The sequence below is a fragment of the Salegentibacter haimaensis genome (genome assembly GCF_054121495.1).
This window is the reverse complement of record NZ_JBSYGH010000006.1, coordinates 144,313-163,754: the sequence shown is the minus strand read 5'-3', so window position 1 is coordinate 163,754 and position 19,442 is coordinate 144,313. Positions and strand designations below refer to the sequence as shown.

14 protein-coding genes are annotated in these 19,442 nt (G+C 41.2%); 5 read left to right on the top strand and 9 right to left on the bottom strand.

From position 1 onward, the window contains the following. Positions 1-45: 45 nt before the first annotated feature. Positions 46-1,380, top strand: coding sequence for an aspartate kinase (locus tag ACW6QP_RS07905; protein ID WP_457910322.1), 1,335 nt, complete (start codon positions 46-48; stop codon positions 1,378-1,380). Positions 1,381-1,537: 157 nt separating this feature from the next. Here the strand turns inward: ACW6QP_RS07905 and ACW6QP_RS07900 are convergent, their stop codons facing one another. After that, complete coding sequence (locus ACW6QP_RS07900) at positions 1,538-2,785, bottom strand: glycosyltransferase (protein WP_457910321.1); 1,248 nt, start codon at positions 2,783-2,785, stop codon at positions 1,538-1,540. A gap of 9 nt (positions 2,786-2,794) precedes the next feature. After that, entirely contained in the window at positions 2,795-4,600 is a 1,806-nt protein-coding gene (locus ACW6QP_RS07895) for an SLC13 family permease (RefSeq protein ID WP_457910320.1), read from the bottom strand. 144 nt (positions 4,601-4,744) lie between these two features. Between ACW6QP_RS07895 and ACW6QP_RS07890 the strand changes: the two genes are divergently transcribed. Genes ACW6QP_RS07890 through ACW6QP_RS07880 form a run of 3 tightly spaced genes read left to right on the top strand, consistent with a single transcriptional unit; the run spans position 4,745 to position 8,492 of the window. Next, a complete protein-coding gene (locus ACW6QP_RS07890; RefSeq protein ID WP_457910319.1) occupies positions 4,745-5,239 on the top strand; it encodes a GreA/GreB family elongation factor in 495 nt (164 codons plus the stop codon). Beyond that, entirely contained in the window at positions 5,239-7,146 is a 1,908-nt protein-coding gene (gnd, locus tag ACW6QP_RS07885; protein ID WP_457910318.1) for a decarboxylating NADP(+)-dependent phosphogluconate dehydrogenase, read from the top strand. The genes ACW6QP_RS07890 and gnd overlap by 1 nt, the downstream gene beginning before the upstream one ends. Further along, positions 7,146-8,492, top strand: coding sequence for a GntP family permease (locus ACW6QP_RS07880; RefSeq protein ID WP_457910317.1), 1,347 nt, complete (start codon positions 7,146-7,148; stop codon positions 8,490-8,492). Before gnd ends, ACW6QP_RS07880 begins: the two co-directional genes overlap by 1 nt. Here ACW6QP_RS07880 and ACW6QP_RS07875 read toward each other — a convergent pair whose 3' ends face one another. The 7 genes from ACW6QP_RS07875 to ACW6QP_RS07845 all read right to left on the bottom strand — a co-directional run bounded on the left by ACW6QP_RS07875 (position 8,493) and on the right by ACW6QP_RS07845 (position 18,686). Continuing rightward, entirely contained in the window at positions 8,493-11,066 is a 2,574-nt protein-coding gene (locus ACW6QP_RS07875) for a hypothetical protein (RefSeq protein ID WP_457910316.1), read from the bottom strand. 14 nt (positions 11,067-11,080) lie between these two features. Next, complete coding sequence (locus tag ACW6QP_RS07870) at positions 11,081-11,572, bottom strand: DUF4402 domain-containing protein (protein WP_457910315.1); 492 nt, start codon at positions 11,570-11,572, stop codon at positions 11,081-11,083. Between the two features lie 3 nt (positions 11,573-11,575). Further along, positions 11,576-16,051, bottom strand: coding sequence for a hypothetical protein (locus tag ACW6QP_RS07865; protein ID WP_457910314.1), 4,476 nt, complete (start codon positions 16,049-16,051; stop codon positions 11,576-11,578). Positions 16,052-16,058: 7 nt separating this feature from the next. Then, a complete protein-coding gene (locus ACW6QP_RS07860; protein WP_457910313.1) occupies positions 16,059-16,877 on the bottom strand; it encodes a fimbrial biogenesis chaperone in 819 nt (272 codons plus the stop codon). A gap of 67 nt (positions 16,878-16,944) precedes the next feature. Further along, complete coding sequence (locus ACW6QP_RS07855; protein WP_457910312.1) at positions 16,945-17,439, bottom strand: DUF4402 domain-containing protein; 495 nt, start codon at positions 17,437-17,439, stop codon at positions 16,945-16,947. Positions 17,440-17,507: 68 nt separating this feature from the next. Further along, positions 17,508-17,993, bottom strand: coding sequence for a DUF4402 domain-containing protein (locus ACW6QP_RS07850; protein WP_457910311.1), 486 nt, complete (start codon positions 17,991-17,993; stop codon positions 17,508-17,510). 195 nt (positions 17,994-18,188) lie between these two features. Further along, positions 18,189-18,686, bottom strand: coding sequence for a DUF4402 domain-containing protein (locus ACW6QP_RS07845; RefSeq protein WP_457910310.1), 498 nt, complete (start codon positions 18,684-18,686; stop codon positions 18,189-18,191). Between the two features lie 285 nt (positions 18,687-18,971). On the opposite strand from ACW6QP_RS07845, the gene ACW6QP_RS07840 reads away from it, so the two are divergent. Continuing rightward, positions 18,972-19,394, top strand: a complete 423-nt coding sequence (locus tag ACW6QP_RS07840) for a DoxX family protein (RefSeq protein WP_457910309.1) — start codon at positions 18,972-18,974, stop codon at positions 19,392-19,394. The last annotated feature ends 48 nt before the right edge of the window (positions 19,395-19,442 follow it).

Below are 19,442 nucleotides of genomic sequence, written 5' to 3'. Positions count from 1 at the left end.
AGCGCGGGAGTATAAAACTAATTATGCATCATTAAAAGTAAGCAGATGAAAGTTTTAAAGTTTGGAGGTACTTCGGTAGGTTCGGTAGAGAGTATTCGCAATGTGGCCCGAATTATCGATGCTATTGGAGGTAGAAAGATCGTGGTGGTTTCGGCCATGTCGGGTGTTACCAACAGCCTGGTTGAGATTACCGAAGATCTAAAACAGGCGAAAATAACTTCAATTTCCTCCAAAATTGAAAATTTGCGAATTAACCATATCGCTACCCTGGAAGAATTGCTGGGCCAGGGTGAATTTTTTGAGGCTGCAAGGCAGGAATTGCTGGGTATTTTTGAAAAGCTTGAAAACAGCTGCGCGCAACAGTATTCCGAAGTTCTGGAGGCCGAAATTGTGACTTATGGAGAAAGCCTATTGAGCTTTATCTTTTCTAAATATCTGGAAAGTAAATCTATAGAGAACAAACTGCTCAATTCGAAAGAATTTATGCAGGTTTATAATCTGGAAAATCCCGATGTAGAGCTTGTAGGTTCTTTGCTGGAAAAGGAATTGGAAAATTCTGCCGCCGGGATTTTTATCGCACAGGGCTTTGTTCGAATAGACCAACACCAAAATATTAGCACCTTAAAGCGTGGCGGCAGCGATTATACCGCCACAATTATCGGGGCTGCAATCAGAGCTGAGGAAGTACAAATATGGACCGATATTGACGGTTTCCACAACAACGACCCGCGAATTGTTGAACATACAAAACCCATTGCAAGATTGAGTTTTGAAGAAGCCGCCGAGCTGGCTTACTTCGGAGCCAAAATTCTTCATCCTCAAACCATCTCGCCGGTGATTAACCTGGATATTCCTGTAATTCTTAAAAATACATTTACACCACATTTGCCCGGTACGATCATCGCGGCTAAAGCACAGGATACCGGATTAAAGGCTATTTCCGCTAAAGATGGAATTACCGCTATTAAGATCAAATCTAACCGTATGCTTATGGCGCACGGGTTTTTGAGAAAGGTCTTCGAAGTATTTGATCGTTACGAGACTTCGATCGATATGATCACCACTTCAGAAATTGCAGTTTCGCTTACTATTGATGATGACCGAAACCTGCCGACGATTCTTCAGGAGATTGAGAAATATGGAGAAATCACTGTAGAAAAAGAACATAGTATAATTTGTATAGTAGGGGAGCAGGTGATTGAAGACCGCGAAACCTACAGGCTTTTTGAACTCTTACAAAATATCCCCGTTCGTATGATCTCGTATGGAGGAAGCAAAAACAATATCTCACTGTTGGTGCATACCGCCAATAAAGCACAAAGTTTGAGACAGCTGCATCAAAAATTATTTCAATCTACCAGAGAGGCAGCGCTGGTTTGAGTTTTTAAATTTTCTGTTAGTGAACATTTTTGTTCCTTTTGTGTAGTGAAAACCGTCGGGCAGGCTAACACCACCGGCGGTTTTTTAATTTATCCGATTATCGGGATCTAAATATTTCCACGAACTATTTTTTAAGCCCTGGAGGGCTTGCCTCATATTAATTTACTTCCGGCTGCTTTTTATTTTTTTCTTCTATAAACCTGGCCATAAAATAAGTGCTTCGGTGAAGATGATATCTTAGCATTGATCCAATAAAATTCCCACTTCTCCAGGTTTCAGGATCTTCTGCGATATTCTCTATTCTTCTTAGAAAATCGGTTTTAAAATTTTCAGAATTAAAGCGTTTCTCTAAAATTTTATAGCCCTGAAGTCTGGACTTCTGCCACAAATCCTCATCGCTGTACAATTGAACCGCGGCATCAATAATTTCTGAAGTTGAACTGGCAATTAGGCCATTCCAGGCTAGATCTCCGTGCATAGCTTCGGCGCCGATGGGAGTAGTGACACTGGGAGTACCAAATTGCATAGCATCCAGCAGTTTTCCTTTAAGTCCTGCACCAAACCTTAACGGGGCCAGGCAAACCCGGGTTTCCTCCATTACATCTTTTACATTCGCAGCACGCCCCATCACCAAAAAGCCTTCTTTTTTGTTATTCAAAGCCATTGCTTTTTTAGGGGTATAGGAACCATACACCTTTAATTCGGCCAGGGGAAGTTGCTTTCTGATTTCAGGCCAAATCTCCTCTTTAAGATATAGTACCGAATTCCAGTTAGGTTCGTGCCTAAAATTTCCAATACAAATAAAGCCCTGTCGCTGTTCAAATTTTGGCTGATTTTGCACTTCATCTGCAGAAGGTATTTCAGCTAAAAACGGCAGGTAAAAAAGCAATTTCTCATCTATGCTGAAATCTTCTCTCAGTATTTGCATTTCTACTTCAGAAATAATCAAACTAAGATCTGAGCGTAAAATAGAAGCAATTTCGCGCTTTGCTGTTTCGGAAGTGAGATAGATATTCTTTGCCGTTTCCCCCGTTTTAAAAGCTTTATGACGCGCTTTTCGAATGCAGTGTAAATCTTCGGTATCCAGGATTCTCAATGCCTGCGGACAAAACTTTTCCACCCGCCAGCCAAATTGTTCTTCTACCATAAACCTGTCGAAAAGCACAATATGGGGTTGTAGTTTTTTGATATATTCATCAAATTCGGGGGAGTTCACCTCAATATTTTGAGTAATAAGCCCCATTTTCTCCAAATCGGGAACAAAGGGTGTACGCAGAGCCGTACTTACAAAATGTATCTCATATTTTTCCTCCCTGAATATTTTGATAAGCTGCATCATTCTTGAGCCTGCCGCCGAAGAACTCGGTTCTGGCCAAACGAAGCCAATAATCAATAATTTTTTCATTTCCATTTTTTAAAAGCTTCCGGAGAGTAAAAGTGAGCCAACAATCCAGAGAAGTAAAGATAAAATTCCGCCAATAATGAAAAAATGCCTGAAGCGGTAAATTCCCATTCCGTAGATAATGGTATTGGTTTGATAACCTACGGGGGTAAAAAAGCTAAAGTTTGCGGCAAACAGCACCGCCAGGATAAAAGGTTTTGGATCCATTTTTAAAGATAAAGCAATGGTTATAGCCACAGGAGTAATTATAATCGCGGTGGCGTTATTGGAAACAAAGCCGCTCATTAACATAGTAACCAGGAATAAAATCCCGATTACCACTATATTGGTTTGTTCGGTAAACAGGGCCAGCAGTTGCTCGCTTATCCATTGATCGGCCCCCGTATTACTCATCGCCACCCCCAGTGGAATCATTCCTGCCAGCAGAAATATGATTTGCCAATTCACCCGGGTATAGATTTTTCCCAGGTCTATGCATTTAAAGAAAATCATTAAAAAGCAACCAAAAAGTGCAGCTTTTAGAATAGGAAATACACCTGAAGCTGCCAGCCCAATTACCAGAAGTAAAATGCCCAGACTTATATAGCGCTTACGCCGGGTGCTCACTTCAATATCGTTATGCTCCTGTAAAATGGTTACGTTTTCAATTTGCTGAAGCTCTTCCATTACACTTTCAGTCGCTTCTACCAGCAACCTGTCGCCCACCCGAAGTTCAATCTGGTCTTTGCTTTTATCGTAAATACGTCTTTTGGGATTAATGAAATTACGTCGCTTTCTTATCGCAAGGGGAATGGCACCCCTTAGTTCAAAACTTCCCACACTCTTCAATTGTTTACCCACCAGCGGGGAATTGGGCAAAATTAATAACTCCAAAATTTCGACATTCTCATCTAATTCTTCATCTTTCTCGGCTCTGAATTGGGTGATTTTGCGGTCTTTAAGCACCGAAATTCCTTCAGATTCCTTGAGTTTTAAAAGGTTTTCCAGGTTGCAGCGCAAAAGAAATTCATCTCCGGGGCGAATACTGGTATATTTCCCCGGTTTATCATTTATAATTCCCTCTCTTTTTAAGCGCAAGACTTCAATATTTGGATTTCTATAAAAGAAAGTATCCATTATATTTTTCCCTACAAGTTCAGAATCCTGCTGAATGATAATTTTGGTAATAAATTCATCAAGATCATAGACATCGGTATAATGGGAGGGTTTTTTGCTGGGAAGAAAGCGAATCAATAAACTCACAGTTACAATAGTGATCGCCATAAAGATCAATCCGTACCAGCTGAATTCAAAAAAGGAAAAGCGTTCAACCCCACGATTCACGGCAACCGCGTTTACGATCAGGTTAGTCGATGTACCCATTAAAGTACAGCTTCCGCCAATAATACCGGCAAAAGAGATGGGCAATAATAATTTTGAGGCGGGAATTTCATAGCGACTCGATAATTCGTTGATTACCTTGATGAAAACGATCACCACGGCCGTGGTATTGATAAAAGCCGAGATGCTTCCGGCAATAAACATAAATACCGGAACCATAAGATAGATAGGTAAACCCCGAAGGTTTTTTAATCCGTTGGCCAGCCAGTCTATCACCCCGTTAGTCTCCAGGCCTATGGCCATAATCATAAGTGCAAGTACCGTAATTGTCGCAGGGCTTGAAAAGCCCGAAATAGCCTCTTCAGGAGAAATAAGATTGGTAACCAGTAAACTCACCATTATAAAAAACGCAATCTTGTCTACCGGAAAAACCTCCAGTGCAAAAAAGATAATTACCGTTATTAAGATAACGAAGAGGATTATTATATCGAGGCTCATACTTAAATATAAAATTAAATGTAGAGTCTTTAAGGGGTCCCGATAAAATTCTTGTGAAATTTTTATGATTTCGGAAATCTCTGCGGCGCGTGAGCTTTCGCTGTTTACTTTATTTATACTAACTTGAAGAAAATTATTTCGAAGATGAGCAGAGGATTTGTAAAGGAAGACGACCAGGAAGAAGCACCAATGATTCCGCCCCGGGCTGCACTCCCTGCAGGAGTAACAAATTATGTGACACCTGGTGGTTTGAAATTACTTCAACAGGAAGAAGAAAACTTAATTAAACAGAGGGCCGAAGCCAAAGGTATTAATGACACCGAAACCAGAAGGGCCAAGGCGGTGATAGATGGAAAACTGAAATTGCTCAGGGAGCGTATTCAAACAGCCAGAGTTTTGGATCCAGCCTCGCAGGATGCCGGGGAAATTCGTTTTGGCGCAAAGGTTAGCCTGAAACAGGCCGGTAAGACTCAGGAATTCCAAATTGTAGGGGTTGATGAAGCCGATATAAAAAAACAAAAAATCGCTTTTGTGGCACCCATTGCTAAAGCTATTACCGGCGCTAAAGTAGGAGATAAAATTGATTTTAAGCTCGGGAATGAAACCCGAAAACTCGAAATCCTCAAAATCACTTATTAATGCCGGTTTATATCATAATGGGGGTCTCGGGAGTTGGTAAAACCACCATAGGGAAATTACTAGCTCGCAAACTCAATTTAGCCTTTTTTGATGCCGATGATTTTCATCCCCAGGAAAATGTCGAAAAGATGAAAAACGGCATCCCGCTACAGGATTCAGATCGCGAGTCCTGGTTACAGGATTTGGCCAATCATATCAAAAAATGGAATAGGGAAGGGGGCGCTGTTTTGGCTTGCTCTGCCTTAAAAGAAAAATACCGCCAACTTCTAATGGGGTCTCCAAAAGAATTGGTGCAATGGATCTTTCTCCGGGCCGATTTTGATATAATTTACGACCGGCTGCAATCCCGAAAATCACACTTTTTTAAACCCGAATTGCTTCAATCTCAATTCGACACCCTGGAACCTCCTAATTATGGAATTCACATCGAGGTCAATAATTCAGAAGAAAAAATCATTGCAGAAATTATGACAAAATTAAATGCTGAAAAAGCCGAATTAGGGCTGATTGGCCTGGGAGTAATGGGCAAAAGTTTGGCTTTGAACTTATTGTCTCACGGAATTAAAATATCGGTCTATAACCGGGAAGTTCCAGGTAGAGAAGTAGCGATAGCTGAAAATTTTAGCCGGGAAAATGCCGGGAAATATTCATTTCCGGGTTTTAATGATCTAAAAAAATTTATCGATTCCCTGCAAAGCCCTCGTAAAATTCTCCTGATGGTCAATGCCGGGCCTGCGGTAGATGCTGTGATTAAGGAACTATTGCCACTTCTCGAAGAAGGCGATCTAATAGCCGATGGAGGAAATTCCCATTATAAGGATACTCAAAGGCGCGAGAACGACCTGGCTATCCGCGGCATTCAATTTATGGGTTGTGGAATTTCGGGAGGAGAAGAAGGTGCTCTAAAAGGCCCATCAATTATGCCAGGAGGTTCTTCTGAAGCCTATGAAAAACTGGGGCCGATATTGCAGAAAATCGCAGCCAAAGACAAGTCGGGAAGGCCTTGTTGCTCCCATTTAGGGCCCGATGGTGCCGGCCATTTCGTGAAAATGTTGCATAATGGAATCGAATATGCCGAAATGCAGCTCATTTCCGAAGTTTATCATTTTCTTCGTTTTTACATACAGAAAAGTCTGGAGGAAATCGCTCATATTTTTGAAGCCTGGAATGAGGAACTAAAAAGTTACTTGCTGGGGATTTCAGTCGATATTCTTCGGAAAAAGGAAAATAACGAGTTCCTTATCGATAAGGTGCTGGATGCCGCCAAACAAAAAGGAACCGGGGGCTGGTCTACCAATGCAGCCCTGGAGCTTGGTGTACCTCTGGATACCATCACCGCTGCAGTGATGGCCAGGAATATTTCAGGCATAAAAGAGGTGCGGGTAAAAGCTTCGGAATTATATAATACTGGCAAAAATGACAAAATCAATTTTGCCGAATTTGAAACCTCACTTTTTCAGGCCTTTCAAGCCGCCGGAGTTATTAATCACGCAATCGGATTTGAGTTGCTTAGAGCTGCATCTACCGAATATAACTGGGATTTAAACCTATCTGAAATTTCCCGGGTATGGACTAACGGCTGCATTATTCGCTCGGGATTGATGGAAAATTTGGTAGATATTTGGAAGAAAAACGAAGATCAACATTTGATGCTTCACCAAAAAATAGTCTCAGAATTAAAGGATTTGGAAGCTTCAATGCTGCAGGTGACATCGATGGCCTTGCAGGCTGGTTGTGCGATGCCGGTGCTTTCGGCCGCGGTGAATTATTATCTCAATTTTATTTCAGCACAAAATGCAGCTAATATGATACAGGCACAAAGAGATTATTTTGGAGCTCATACCTACGAGCGCACCGATGCTCCCAGGGGCGAATTTTTTCATACTAACTGGCAAAGCGAGAATTAATGGATTTTCAATTACTCCTGGCGGTTTTTCTTGGAATCGCCCTTTTATTATTCCTTATTTTAAAACTTAAAATCCAGGCCTTTTTATCGCTGCTTATTGTTTGTATTGCAGTAGGTGTAATGGCGGGAATGCCGGCCACCGAAATCCTCGATACGATGCGGGAGGGGATGGGGAGCACCCTTGGATTTGTAGCCACTGTGGTGGGTCTTGGAGCTTTATTCGGAGGGGTTTTGGAACAATCGGGTGGGGCGCAGCGGCTGGCTTCGTTTATGCTGAAGAAAACCGGCGACAAAAAAGCTCCCTGGGCGATGATGATCACAGGTTTTGCCGTGGCAATTCCGGTGTTTTTTGATGTGGCATTTATCATCCTGGTACCTATCACCTATGCCTTGAGCAAGCGAACCGGAAAATCCCTTTTGCTCTATGCACTTCCTTTGCTGGCAGGTCTGGCCATTACCCATGCATTTATTCCTCCAACGCCGGGCCCCATCGCTGTAGCCGATATTTTGGGAGCCGAGCTGGGCTGGGTAATCGTCTTCGGATTTTTAACCGGAATTCCAGCAGCCATTGTAAGCGGGCCGGTTTTCGCCAGGTTTATAGCAAAAAGAATTAAGGTAGCGCCCAAAAGTTTTACAGAGGAGGCCGATTTTGATGAAAAACAGGTCCCTTCGCCCGGGCTAATAATTTCGATAATTCTTATCCCGATTCTGCTGATTGTTGTAAATACGCTGGTACAAAGCCCCTTGTTTAGCAGGGTCTATATCCCGCCTGTTATTTTATATATTATCGAATTAGTGGGTCATCCCTTTTCAGCCCTGATTATCGCCAATCTTATTGCCTGGTATTTTCTTGGCATAAAACGCGGGCTGCAAAAAGAATTTTTGCTTAAAGTAGCCGGGAAATCCTTTCAGGCGGCCGGGATTATTATTTTACTCACCGGCGCCGGAGGGGCATTTAAACAAATTTTGATCAATACCGGTGCCGGCGAGATGATCGCCGACGTGCTAAGTACTTCTTGGTTTAATCCTCTGGTATTTGGGTTTATCGTAGCTGCCCTGATCCGCATTTTACAGGGATCTTCTACTGTGGCGATGATTACGGCCTCGGGAATTACGGCTCCCGTGCTTACCGGAAGTTTTTATTCTCCCGCCCAAACAGCCCTTATTGTTATTGCCATCGCTTCAGGTGCAAGTATTATGTCTCACGTTAATGACAGCGGATTTTGGCTGGTAGGTCAATATCTGGGTTTAACCGAAAAAGAGACCTTTAAATCCTGGACGGTAATGACCACGCTTATCGCTATTATGGGCTTGCTGGTAAGTTCGCTATTTTGGATCTTTATCTAATTAATTAGCTTCGATCGTAAATTCAAGCGTATTTACAATATCTCCATATTCGTCTACCTCGATCTCAAATTCTATAGCTTCAGAAGCAGTATAGCCTAAATTCTGCATTTGCTCAGGGTCGATTTCCGCGGAATATTTTCCTGGTTTCAATCCCAGATAGGTAAAGTAACCATCACCTTCTGTAAGTATACTTGCGGCAAGTTCTCCGTTTTCATCCAGAATATTCACCCTGATGCGCCCCTGGCCACGTGGTCCCTGGCCCTGGTCTAAATATACCATTCCGCCAACTTCACCCATAACCACTACGGGTACGTGAATTTCCTGAAAATGATTAGGCAGCGTATGTACCCTGATTCGGGAATCGGGGATTTTCCAGGCGATATTATCGAGACTTATAGGGTCTATTTCCAGCATCAGGTCTATATAGGGCTGGAGTTCGGTAATTCTAATGATGGTTTGATCTTCATTATATTCTACACGGCCGCTGCGGTTTTTAAGTTTCATTCCTGGCACCCCGGGTTCCATAGGGTCTTTAATTCCATTTTGATTTAGATCCAAAAACGGGATTAAAGTAAGTGCAGCGCGAGACATAGCCGAACGGTTGCTCGTGCGCACATAACCTGTGTTATCATCTAACATTAAGCTACCTCTTGCCGATTGGACAAAGGAGGAATTTCGGTTTCCAATTCGGGAAGTAAGCCCCGTTTGTGCAAAATTGAAAGCATATCTTAATCCAACTTCGAATACGTGAGCATTCCGTAGAAAATTGTTTTCATAAGCCACATTCAAAAAGCCCTGTTTAAAGATAGGACGTTCGATTTCCAGAATTAGGTTATTAAAACGGTTTCGGCTAAAATCATACTGAATTTGGGGGGAAAACAGGAATTTATTCGGAAGGCGATAGGTTTGTGATAAAGCCGAGTAGATCGTTGGTCGCCTAACCCTATCGTTATAAATTCCGTAAGTGGTTAAATTCGTACTTACCCCCATAACCGCACCAGATAGCAACAGCTGGGCGGTGGTAAATTCGGTAGTGGGCATTATGATTTGATTGATGCTGAATCTTCCAAACATTGAAAAATTCTGGGTGCGAATAGGTGCCGATAAACTTAATTTTCGTTCTTCCAGATAGTTGAAGTTGATCGCAGTTTGATTCTCATCATAATTGATATAGTTCAAATCCACCTGGATATTCCGGGGGGAACGATAACTAAGCAAAGCCTCTCCCCGAACGCCGTACATATATTCTCCTGTAAATAAAAGTCCCTGCGCAATACGCAGCGAAGAGTTTACAAAAGGCATCACCTCGTCGCTGCTCACTCCTGAGAGATATTCAACCCCACCACCAATAGTAAGCGCATTGCTAAGCCCGTAATTTAGATTGAACCGGCTAAAGCGATTCATGTCTTCATTTTCAACAATTCCGGCACTTAGGGTATATTCTACCTCATTTTTCGGCACGAAATTATATGGGATATTGATCACCCGATCCTGCACGATTTCTTCACCCCAGGGGCCGTAGAATCTTAAACTCACCGCGGTATTTCCGTACATTAAGGGTACCTCAAAACTATAAAAGCCCGAGGCATCGGCCTGGGTGAAATCTACCAGTACGTTATTTACATACAATTCTACCGTCCAGTTAGGTTCTGTAAAATCGTTGAGCTGGTAGGTTCCAAAAGACCTGCGGTTTTGCATTGGGCTATTGCTGAATTGCACCCCGCTCACCGGCGCAAACAGGGAAGAGGTGGCATTGGTGAAAATTCGCCCTGCGGTTACCTGTTTGAATAATTTGCTGTCGTTATTGATTAGCCTCCACTGGTAAAACTGATTCCGGGAATTAAATGGCACCCGGCTGGAGTAATTCATCATTAGATTGGTTTCTCCACCAAGAAACATAGTTCCCAGGCCAAGCATAAACCTATTATCATTCTCAATCTCGGTTTGTTGCGTGGTCACCACACCCCAGTCCAGGCTTCCGGGTTTAAAGAAGGGGTATCGGCGGGGCATAGTAGTATCTGGGTTGATAACTCCCTGTACCCGGTCCAGGTTTTCCCGCATCTTTTGCCGCCGCATCTGTTTGAGTATAGGCAGGTTCTCATCGGTTTCCATAGCTACAGAAAGACTTCTGAAGGAAAAGTTTGCCGGCAAGCCAAAAATACTTCCGAAGTAATCTGTCTTTAGATAATTCCCGGTGGGAGTTTTGATAAAATCTGATTCAGATAACTGAAAACTTTCATTTTTGAAGCTAATTCGATTTGCATTCCAATCGATTTGGTAAGTAGAGTCTGGGTGAATGATAAATCCTTCAAGAATGCCATTTTGGTTTTCAGCCTTAATCTGAAGAATTTCAAAGATCTCATCCACCGGCAGAAATGCGTTTTGGCCTTTAATGGCGATTGGGATTTCATAAGTTCCCAGTCGCGGAATATTAACCTCTACCGAAAGCTCATCATATTCAGGAATTTCCTGGGCCGCGAGAACCTGGCCTAATAAGCCAAAAATTATGAACAGGCATAATGTCTTGCCGATTGATAATTTCAGTAAAAAAAACCGGGGGAATCTAAGTTGCATTTACTGCCTGCTTGCTATTGGTGAATAAAATTTAGTATCAAATTACCATTGTAATGTCCCGGAGGGCCGGCCGAGTCGCTATCTATATATAAGGTACCGCCTACCAGGACCTCCTGGGGTGATTGTGTAAGAATAAAAGTGGGCCCGGTACTTATATCCTGATGCATATTTACGCGAAGCCTCACATCGCTGTTTGCAGGTCCCACAAGCTGGGTTTCTATATGCGGTTGTATTTGAATGATGGTACCGGGGTTGGCATACACATCAAAAATCGCATAAGAATGGCTGGAACCCATATTCATAAGATAAATATCGTTATTGGCAGTGCGTTCTCCGTTATAACCTACTCTAACGGTGCCACCGGTTGGGCCTACGATAAATGTCCCGAAATTGAGAAACTGTGCCGTTCTAACTTCTACTTCAATAGGAATTGGCGGATTTTCCTGGGCTTTAGCCTGAAAAACCGAAAAAACCAATACTAAAATGAGATAGAAATTGTCTTTCATAGCTTATTTTTTAATGAGTACTTTTTTAGAATGGTTTTCTTTTCCTAAACGCAGGTTGATGATATAAACCCCATCGCTGTTAATGCCATCGAAAATAACCTGCTCCTGTCCTTTCCCGGGTTTCTGCTGCAGCAACTGCCCAGAGATCGTGCTGGCTCTTAAAATGCCTTCCTGGTGCATTTCCAGGTTTAAATTCACAATCACTTCTCCATTTCTAACTTCCACATCAAAAAGCTCGTTGAATGCAATAGCAGGGCTGTTGATCTCTTCTTCAGAAAACATAAGTTCAAACCGGGAATTGTGAGTACCCTCTTTAACCGAAAACTTATATTGAGATTTTTTTCTCAGGTTTTGAACTTTATTACTGAGATGATCGATCAAATAAATATTAAAGTTGCGATCCAGATTTTCAACCCTGCTTAGGTCTATTATCATTTCACCAGCTTTCCCTGCTTTAATTCCCAGCGGAATTTTGTTATAACTTCTTGCCTCCGGATATGGGATTGCATTTATCGCCAACTCTTTTTTAGTGTTGGTTAAATTATAAAAATTCGGAACCGCGGGATCGGTGTTCATCAACTTATGCGCATCCAGATCTTTTTCGAAACCGGCGCTGGCATAATTTGAAAAATAGATCACCATTTGGTCATTTTTTGACTCTGAAGCGAATCGGGCGTTTAGGCGAATAAGAGATTTGGCTTCAGCGATTCTGGACCTGAGAAAAGGCTGATCGAAATCGGCAACTCTTACGCGGTTATCCATTCCGAAACTTCCACTAATCACGCCACCGCTTTCCGAATCGCTTACCTTTATGAAAAAGCCCTGCATAGAAGGAATAATATTAGAAGAGCGGCCATCTGCCAGGCTGTCTTCCGTAGAAATATCATTGATAAAAGCTGTATAGGTGCCGGTATATTGATTCTCGCTTCCTGCAGTGAAAAAATAGATCGCATCATCTATATTGATTTTTGTCCATCCCTGGGCGGCATTCCAGTCGATAGGAGAAGGGTAGGGGTTCCCCACCAGGTGAAAACCTTTGGTGTATTCGCGGTGATGGTTTAAAAGCTCACGCGGCGCAATTGGGCCATTAGTAACATCTCCGTTTAATTCTATAGTTAGAGCATCGGTAGAAGCACCGAAATTTACGGCATAGCCTTCAGAGGTATTTAAAGCGTTTTCGGCATTGATATATTTTTCCCAACCCGAGGCATCCTGGTCCAGGCTATCTACCCGGCGGTTTTCGTCATATCGATAAAAATGCGGAAAATTGGTTACAGGATTGCTTAGGTCCATAAAAGCTTCAAAATCGCCAACTTTTGAATTTTGAAACGGACTGCTGAAAAATTTATAGCCAAAGCGATTATCGAGATAGCGTTGCATTTTTACCTGGCCGATTACCTGGCCAGATCCGCTACCATCGATAAGTGCAGTTTGAGTTTCGTCGGAAATTAAAGTAAAATCATCATTGGTGTAAAAATTACCATTTTGCAGCAATAATTTTCCGGTGAGTTCCAAAGTTCCTTCGGAAGAAAGTCCCGCAGGATTATTAAGGATAAGATCTTTAATTCGATTATTTACAAGGGCTCCCGCAGGAAGATTTTGAGCTGAAGTACCCTGGAAGGAAATAGCACCATTTATAGTATTTACTATACCTTCAGAAGCAAACGAGCCGGCAATCCTGAGTAAATTATCATTAATTTCAACTGTAGCATTATTTTCAATGGTTAGGTTTTTCACTAATCCATTGTTACCTAGATTGATAACTGGATAATTATTAGAAGCTAAATTTGTCGGAATTTTTACATCGGTTTGCAGGGTAGGCAGAATGCGGCAACTCCAATTAGCAGGATTATTCCAATTTGCATTTTCAGATCCGGTCCAGATATTTTCATCGGCTATTGGAATATATAAAATGGGGGATTCATTACGGCAGCTCCCTGAATTTACAATTCGCCTCACCCATATCTCCTGATTTAAAACTCCAGGATTGTAATCCCGTTGAGTATTGTTTCCAGGAGCAGGCGAAAATCCAGATTCAGGACCTTCTGTACTTAATTCCCATCGATAAGTAATATTATTTCCCTCAATTGATGTACCGGTTATGCTGCCTGGATCACTACCTTTACAAAATGCTTCAGCATAGGACGCCTTAACATATAAACGTTTAAAAGTTCCTACGCAAGGATCGGTAAAAATGCCATTGGTCGCAGGAATTATGGCAGAATTCTCTCCTAATATATAGGCTTCAGTAACAGATTGGCTTGTAGTAGCATGACAATTTTCATCAATGCTAAAACCATCATTATTAGTTGGGGTACCATAACTCGCAAACTCAACATAGGTAAATACTGTACCATTAGGAGCTGTAATACTCAGGTCCTGATTTTCTTCCACCATTTCCTGAATGCTTCCTGAATTTCCGTGGAATAAAGAGATATGATTATTTATTAATTCAGAATTGATGGTGATTTCCAACACATTAGAAATATTTTCCGAACAATTTTGAACTGAAACTTTACGTCGAAACCAACTGGTTTCTGAAATAGTTCCGGGATCATAGTTTACTTCATTATTACTGCCGGGAGCTTCGGTAAATCCGGTTGTAGCATTTGTTGTACTCTTCTCCCAGGTATAAGTATAGGCCTCTCCTAAATTTTCGCCTGTTAGCAGGCTTGCCTCGAGTTCCCCACAAAATTCCTGATTTCCGGTTATTATATTATTTTCTATATCATTAATAACCTCAATGAATACCGATTCATTTGGCGAATCATTTTGGCAACCATTTGCATCGGTTATACTTATAATCTCAATATTTGTATTTTGTTGTATCCATATAGGATAATTGAATTCCCTTTCATCAATAGTTAAATTGAAAGCACGACCATTAATACTCGCAAAAATTTCCCAGGGGGCAACACCCGTAAATGAACCAATTACATTTATCTGTCCTTCGCAAACTGTGGAAGGAGCCGACAAACTAAGTGTTGGTTCTTCAGTACAAAATTCATCAATAATTATAGTTGCAGGATTAGATTTTATAGAGGTGGTAAAATTTTGACCTGTATTTGTTCCTCGTAAAGTAGCAATTCTATATATATAATATGTACCGGGAGAATCGAACGGAGCTACATTTGAATTAGGAGTGAATGTGGAAGCTGTAGCACCACTAATAATAGTGGTAGGCCCTCCTTCTACCATACTATAAACCCATTGGTAACCCGTATTAATTCTATTTATACCGGTGGGAAGACTGCTAAATTCATCTCCCGAAATTTCTAAAGGAGTATCATTTGGTGCAGAAAGAGTTTGATTTATATTATTGGAAAGAACATTTTCGATTAAGAGAACGGGACTTCCCACATTAATACGATTCTGACCGCTATTTTCATAATAATCCATAACCAAACTGCTGGAACCAGTTAGGTTTACGAGAATATTTTGATTTCTATATGCGTGGTCGTTCCAGTCATCATAAATTAAACTTCCATCAACACTAAGGCGTGAACCATCATCAGATCCTATATTTAGGGCATACAATCCTACGAGGGAGCTGGTCATTCTATAGCGGACTGCGAAAGTCTCGGTAAATACTGAAGGAGTACAATTCCCTGGTCCAATTCGAAAATTAGTAGCATCTCCTCCGAAATTTTGATCAAAACTTAATGCTTCAGTATAAGCTCCTAAATAATTGGTGAAATTTTGATTAAATGATCGATTTCGATTTGTGCCATCATAAATGTGACCTATCCAGGAGTTATTACCAAATTCTGTTTCTGAATAATTAGTAGTTGGGTTATTGATCACCACAGTTGTACTGGCAGGATTGCTGGAACATCCATTAACTGTAGCTGTCACCGTATATGTTCCTGCCATTACAGCAGTAGCATTGGGTCGCATAGGATTTTGAGCTGTGGAGGTAAAACCATTGGGCCCGGTCCAGGAATAGGATGCTCCGGGTATATTAGAAGCATTGAGTTGAAGAGTTTGTCCTGTGCAAATAGGACTTATGGCATTTATAGTAGGGCTTTGTGGAGCAGAACTGATTGAAATAATTTCTGATAGACCACCCGTAGTTCTAACGTCAGGATTTATTGAAGAAACTAGAATCTGGTAGTCATTTCTTGGGGGTAACGTACTTGGTATATTAAAAGGTCTTGAGAATTCTCTAAATTCCAACCATCCTCCTGGAAATGGCTGCGTACTTTGAAAAGTTTCCTGGTATATTGGATTAAAACTTTGATTGTTCGCATTGTATAAACCAATTGCAATTATATAAGTACTATTTGAAGTATATCTGGAGAAGAAACCATTCGTTGCTCGAAAACTAACCTGTAAATTGTTACCAGTACAAACATTATTTTCAGAGAGACTAACATTACCAATACTTTGAGCAAACCCATTAAAACTAGAAAACATTAACCCCACCACCAAAAAGGCAATTCTTAGAATTTTATAAAACCGGGGGGAGTTTTGCTTCATAAATGGATTAAAGTTGAATTTCTTCTGTGGCCAGAGTTTTTCCTTTATCTTCTGAATATTCAATTTGTAATTTACCTGAAGTAAGGTCTACCAAATCGGCTTTTCTGAGTTCCAGGGAAAAAGAGCGACTTTCGTTGGGCGTATAAACCGAAATCCCTTTCACCATTCCCACTTCTATAGTTGCACCATTGGGGGAAATATGGGTTACTTTTAAATTTCCGTAAACCGACATGTTTCCTGTGCGGTTAATGGCCAGCGAAAGTTTTGGATTTTCCCCGCTCCTGTCCAGTTCTATATCGCTAAGTGTGATATTAGTCGTTGAAGTACCTTGTTTTATAATTACCGGGATACTTATCCCAAATACGGTTTTAATATTTATGGAAATACCTTCGGTCTCCTCAGCATTTTGTTCTCCTAAGGCGCCTTCATCTTCTACCGCTCTAAAATACATATGCGAGCGATATTCACCCTGCTCAAGATTTCCGGTTCGGGTTACCTGCACTCGAATGGTCTGTGCTTCGTTGGGCGCCAGGCTTACTCTTCTGGGGAAGTAACGCAAAAATCCTTCGGCAAAGCGTTGGCCTTCTTCGGGTTCCTCGATCTGCTCGAAATTTCCGGTTTCGGTCATTTTATAATTGATAAAGGAAATAGCGTAAACCGCAGTATCGTTTCCAGTATTGGCAAGATTTATTTCCTGAGAACGCTGAGATCCGTCAAAGACAATGCGCTTGGGCATAATCATTAAATCCCCCTGAGCCAGTGCAGGCAGGAGGTTTATACAGGAAAAAATAAAAAATAAGGACAGCTTAAGTAGTGGTTTCTTCATATCCGGGGCTGGATTTGGGTTTATTGTACTGGTTCCAAAGGTACTACCTGTTAAGGAAATACTAAAATTAATTGTAGGAAACCGTCACATTAAATCCCGAAGCATTGGTGTAATATCCCGAAAGTTGATTGGCTTCCAGGTTTAAAGTAGCACCTATTTTTATGATATCAATTTCGTCGCCGGGCAAAGGTTCTACCGTAAAACGATCTATGACCAATACCTGGTTAGGATTTTCCTGATGAAAAAGTTCAAAGCTCTCGGGCAGACTAATCGCGTAATTATTATTACCGTGAGTCACGACGGCTTCGGCCGGAGCCACATTCCCGGGAATAGAACTCGAAATCTCCACTCCATATGCTATCCGCGAACCATCGGGTGAAAGAATTACAGAGCCGGGATTATAGGCGGTGATGATATTCCCAAAATCCAGGTCTACGGTCTTTTCAATTTGAATGGGATCTATCACCGTAGCCCTGCTTTCTACTGTAGCCGAAGCTGAAGCCTGGGCAAAAGCCGCAAGCGATGCTGAAAGAAAAATAAAAAAGAAGAGTATCTTTTTCATAAGGTTTGGTGTATATCAAAAAACGCCGCCACAGGGGCGGCGTTTGGTAAATCTATTTTTTAGGAATATTATTCGTAAGATACGGTTACCGTAACTTCACCTGAGTAAGTTCCCTCAGCTTGATTTGCATTTACAGTTAATGCACCTCCTACATTTAAAACTTCAGCAGCACCGGTTCCTGCAACATTTTCAAAACCTAAACTACTTGTGAATGAAATTTGCATATCATCACCAGCTCCTTCCAAGACTATATCATCAATCGTAATACTATAACTATAATCTTCCGCTGCAGTAACATTGAATGAGGCAGCTTGATATGTAGTACTAGGCGCTAACAAATTATCATTAGAAGCGGTTCTATCACCATCGTTATCGATTGTCACAGTTCCACCATCTACTGTACCGATAATTCGGCCAAAATCCATATTAGCAGCATTAGAAATTAAAATAGGACTTACAATTTCTGCATTTACAGTAGCAGTTCCATCAGCTGAACTCTGTGCAAAACTAACTCCGCTAATAAGGGCAAGTAGGATAAAGGTAATTTTTTTCATGGTCGATTATTTTTTATTTGTAATTGGGGTCATTGTTAAATCGCATCAAAAGTATGTGCGATAGACCTTACAAACAAAATCTAATCGTTGAGATCGATTAAATACTCGTTGAAATGCATTTTGCGTAGAAGAAAGGCAAAAACTATAACGATGTAGTAATTTTTTTTAATAATTCTTTAATCTGTTGAGAATAGCTTAATTATAATTCACACTTAACTGAAGGGGAGTGGTAGTATGATAAATACCGGGAATTTGATTGGGCTTTACCTGTAGACTGGCACCAACGCGAATAACACCGGGGCCTTCGCCAAAGAATCCGCCTTCCATGTCGCTGGTAAAATCTTTAATGATCATAGACTCTGCGCCATTGCTTAATTCAAATTCGCCCTGCGGAAGGCTTACCGAATATGAGAATCCCTGTTGACCGGTAATCTCGAAGCTGGCTGCCGTTACATTGCCGTCTTCCAGGATTAGATCTCCGGTGCTGTTTCGCGTATTATCGGGGCGCAAAATTACCTCACCGCCATTACGGGCATCGATATTGGCAAAATTAAGATTAGAGGTAGTGGTTATCCCCACGGGTTCTATAATCGTAGCCGAAGCGGTAAAAGTTGCTGTTGCTGAAGCCTGGCCATAAAGGTCAGCGGTAGCCACAAAGGCCAGTAAAAATAAGGTTAGTAATAGTTTTTTCATTCGAATTTTTCTTTTGCAATTTTTTCATAGTTTAAAATTACAAATCTTATTTACTTTTTCGACGAAAAACATAAATTATTCGATGAAATGCACATTAGTGTTTTAATCGGTTTTTAATAATGTATGTAAATATTTGTTTTTTAAATGTTTAACCAAAGTCTTCCAAAGTTGTTGAAATTCTACAACTTTAAATGTTAACTAAAAATTAAGAATACTTTTAATTTCCCTGGGAGTGCTATGTCCATTGGATTTTAACTAAATTCATTGCTTAAATAATAAATCAAGATGAAACAAAGCTATTCTACCAATCTTAACCTGTTTAGAACCGATATTGGACTGCTGATTTTCCGCGTAGGAATTTCAGGTTTAATGCTTACGCACGGCTATCCCAAACTGCTAAAATTCTTTGGTAGTGAAGAAATTCAATTTGCCGATCCTATTGGTTTGGGGGAGGTAACCACTTTTGGTCTCGCGGTTTTTGCAGAATTCATCTGTGCTGTTCTTGTAATCCTTGGCCTGGGAACACGCCTGGCTGTTTTGCCAATTATCGCCACTATGGCCGTTGCTGGTTTAATCGTGCATATGCCCGATGGTTTCCAACGCCAGGAACTGCCCTTACTGTTTATGCTGGGATATATTCTATTGTTTTTTACAGGAGCCGGGAAATATTCCCTCGATTACTTCTTTATGCTGAAAAACAAGAAATAAAAAAGCCGGTCCCTTAGAGGGCCGGCCTTTTAAATTTAGTGGTGGTTA

What these genes read in the sequence shown, in the direction of transcription:
- ACW6QP_RS07905 (WP_457910322.1), top strand. Translation starts at nt 46, where the DNA reads ATGAAAGTTTTAAAGTTTGGAGGTACTTCGGTAGGTTCGGTAGAGAGT.
- ACW6QP_RS07900 (WP_457910321.1), bottom strand. Translation starts at nt 2,785, where the DNA reads ATGAAAAAATTATTGATTATTGGCTTCGTTTGGCCAGAACCGAGTTCT.
- ACW6QP_RS07895 (WP_457910320.1), bottom strand. Translation starts at nt 4,600, where the DNA reads ATGAGCCTCGATATAATAATCCTCTTCGTTATCTTAATAACGGTAATT.
- ACW6QP_RS07890 (WP_457910319.1), top strand. Translation starts at nt 4,745, where the DNA reads ATGAGCAGAGGATTTGTAAAGGAAGACGACCAGGAAGAAGCACCAATG.
- gnd (WP_457910318.1), top strand. Translation starts at nt 5,239, where the DNA reads ATGCCGGTTTATATCATAATGGGGGTCTCGGGAGTTGGTAAAACCACC.
- ACW6QP_RS07880 (WP_457910317.1), top strand. Translation starts at nt 7,146, where the DNA reads ATGGATTTTCAATTACTCCTGGCGGTTTTTCTTGGAATCGCCCTTTTA.
- ACW6QP_RS07875 (WP_457910316.1), bottom strand. Translation starts at nt 11,066, where the DNA reads ATGCAACTTAGATTCCCCCGGTTTTTTTTACTGAAATTATCAATCGGC.
- ACW6QP_RS07870 (WP_457910315.1), bottom strand. Translation starts at nt 11,572, where the DNA reads ATGAAAGACAATTTCTATCTCATTTTAGTATTGGTTTTTTCGGTTTTT.
- ACW6QP_RS07865 (WP_457910314.1), bottom strand. Translation starts at nt 16,051, where the DNA reads ATGAAGCAAAACTCCCCCCGGTTTTATAAAATTCTAAGAATTGCCTTT.
- ACW6QP_RS07860 (WP_457910313.1), bottom strand. Translation starts at nt 16,877, where the DNA reads ATGAAGAAACCACTACTTAAGCTGTCCTTATTTTTTATTTTTTCCTGT.
- ACW6QP_RS07855 (WP_457910312.1), bottom strand. Translation starts at nt 17,439, where the DNA reads ATGAAAAAGATACTCTTCTTTTTTATTTTTCTTTCAGCATCGCTTGCG.
- ACW6QP_RS07850 (WP_457910311.1), bottom strand. Translation starts at nt 17,993, where the DNA reads ATGAAAAAAATTACCTTTATCCTACTTGCCCTTATTAGCGGAGTTAGT.
- ACW6QP_RS07845 (WP_457910310.1), bottom strand. Translation starts at nt 18,686, where the DNA reads ATGAAAAAACTATTACTAACCTTATTTTTACTGGCCTTTGTGGCTACC.
- ACW6QP_RS07840 (WP_457910309.1), top strand. Translation starts at nt 18,972, where the DNA reads ATGAAACAAAGCTATTCTACCAATCTTAACCTGTTTAGAACCGATATT.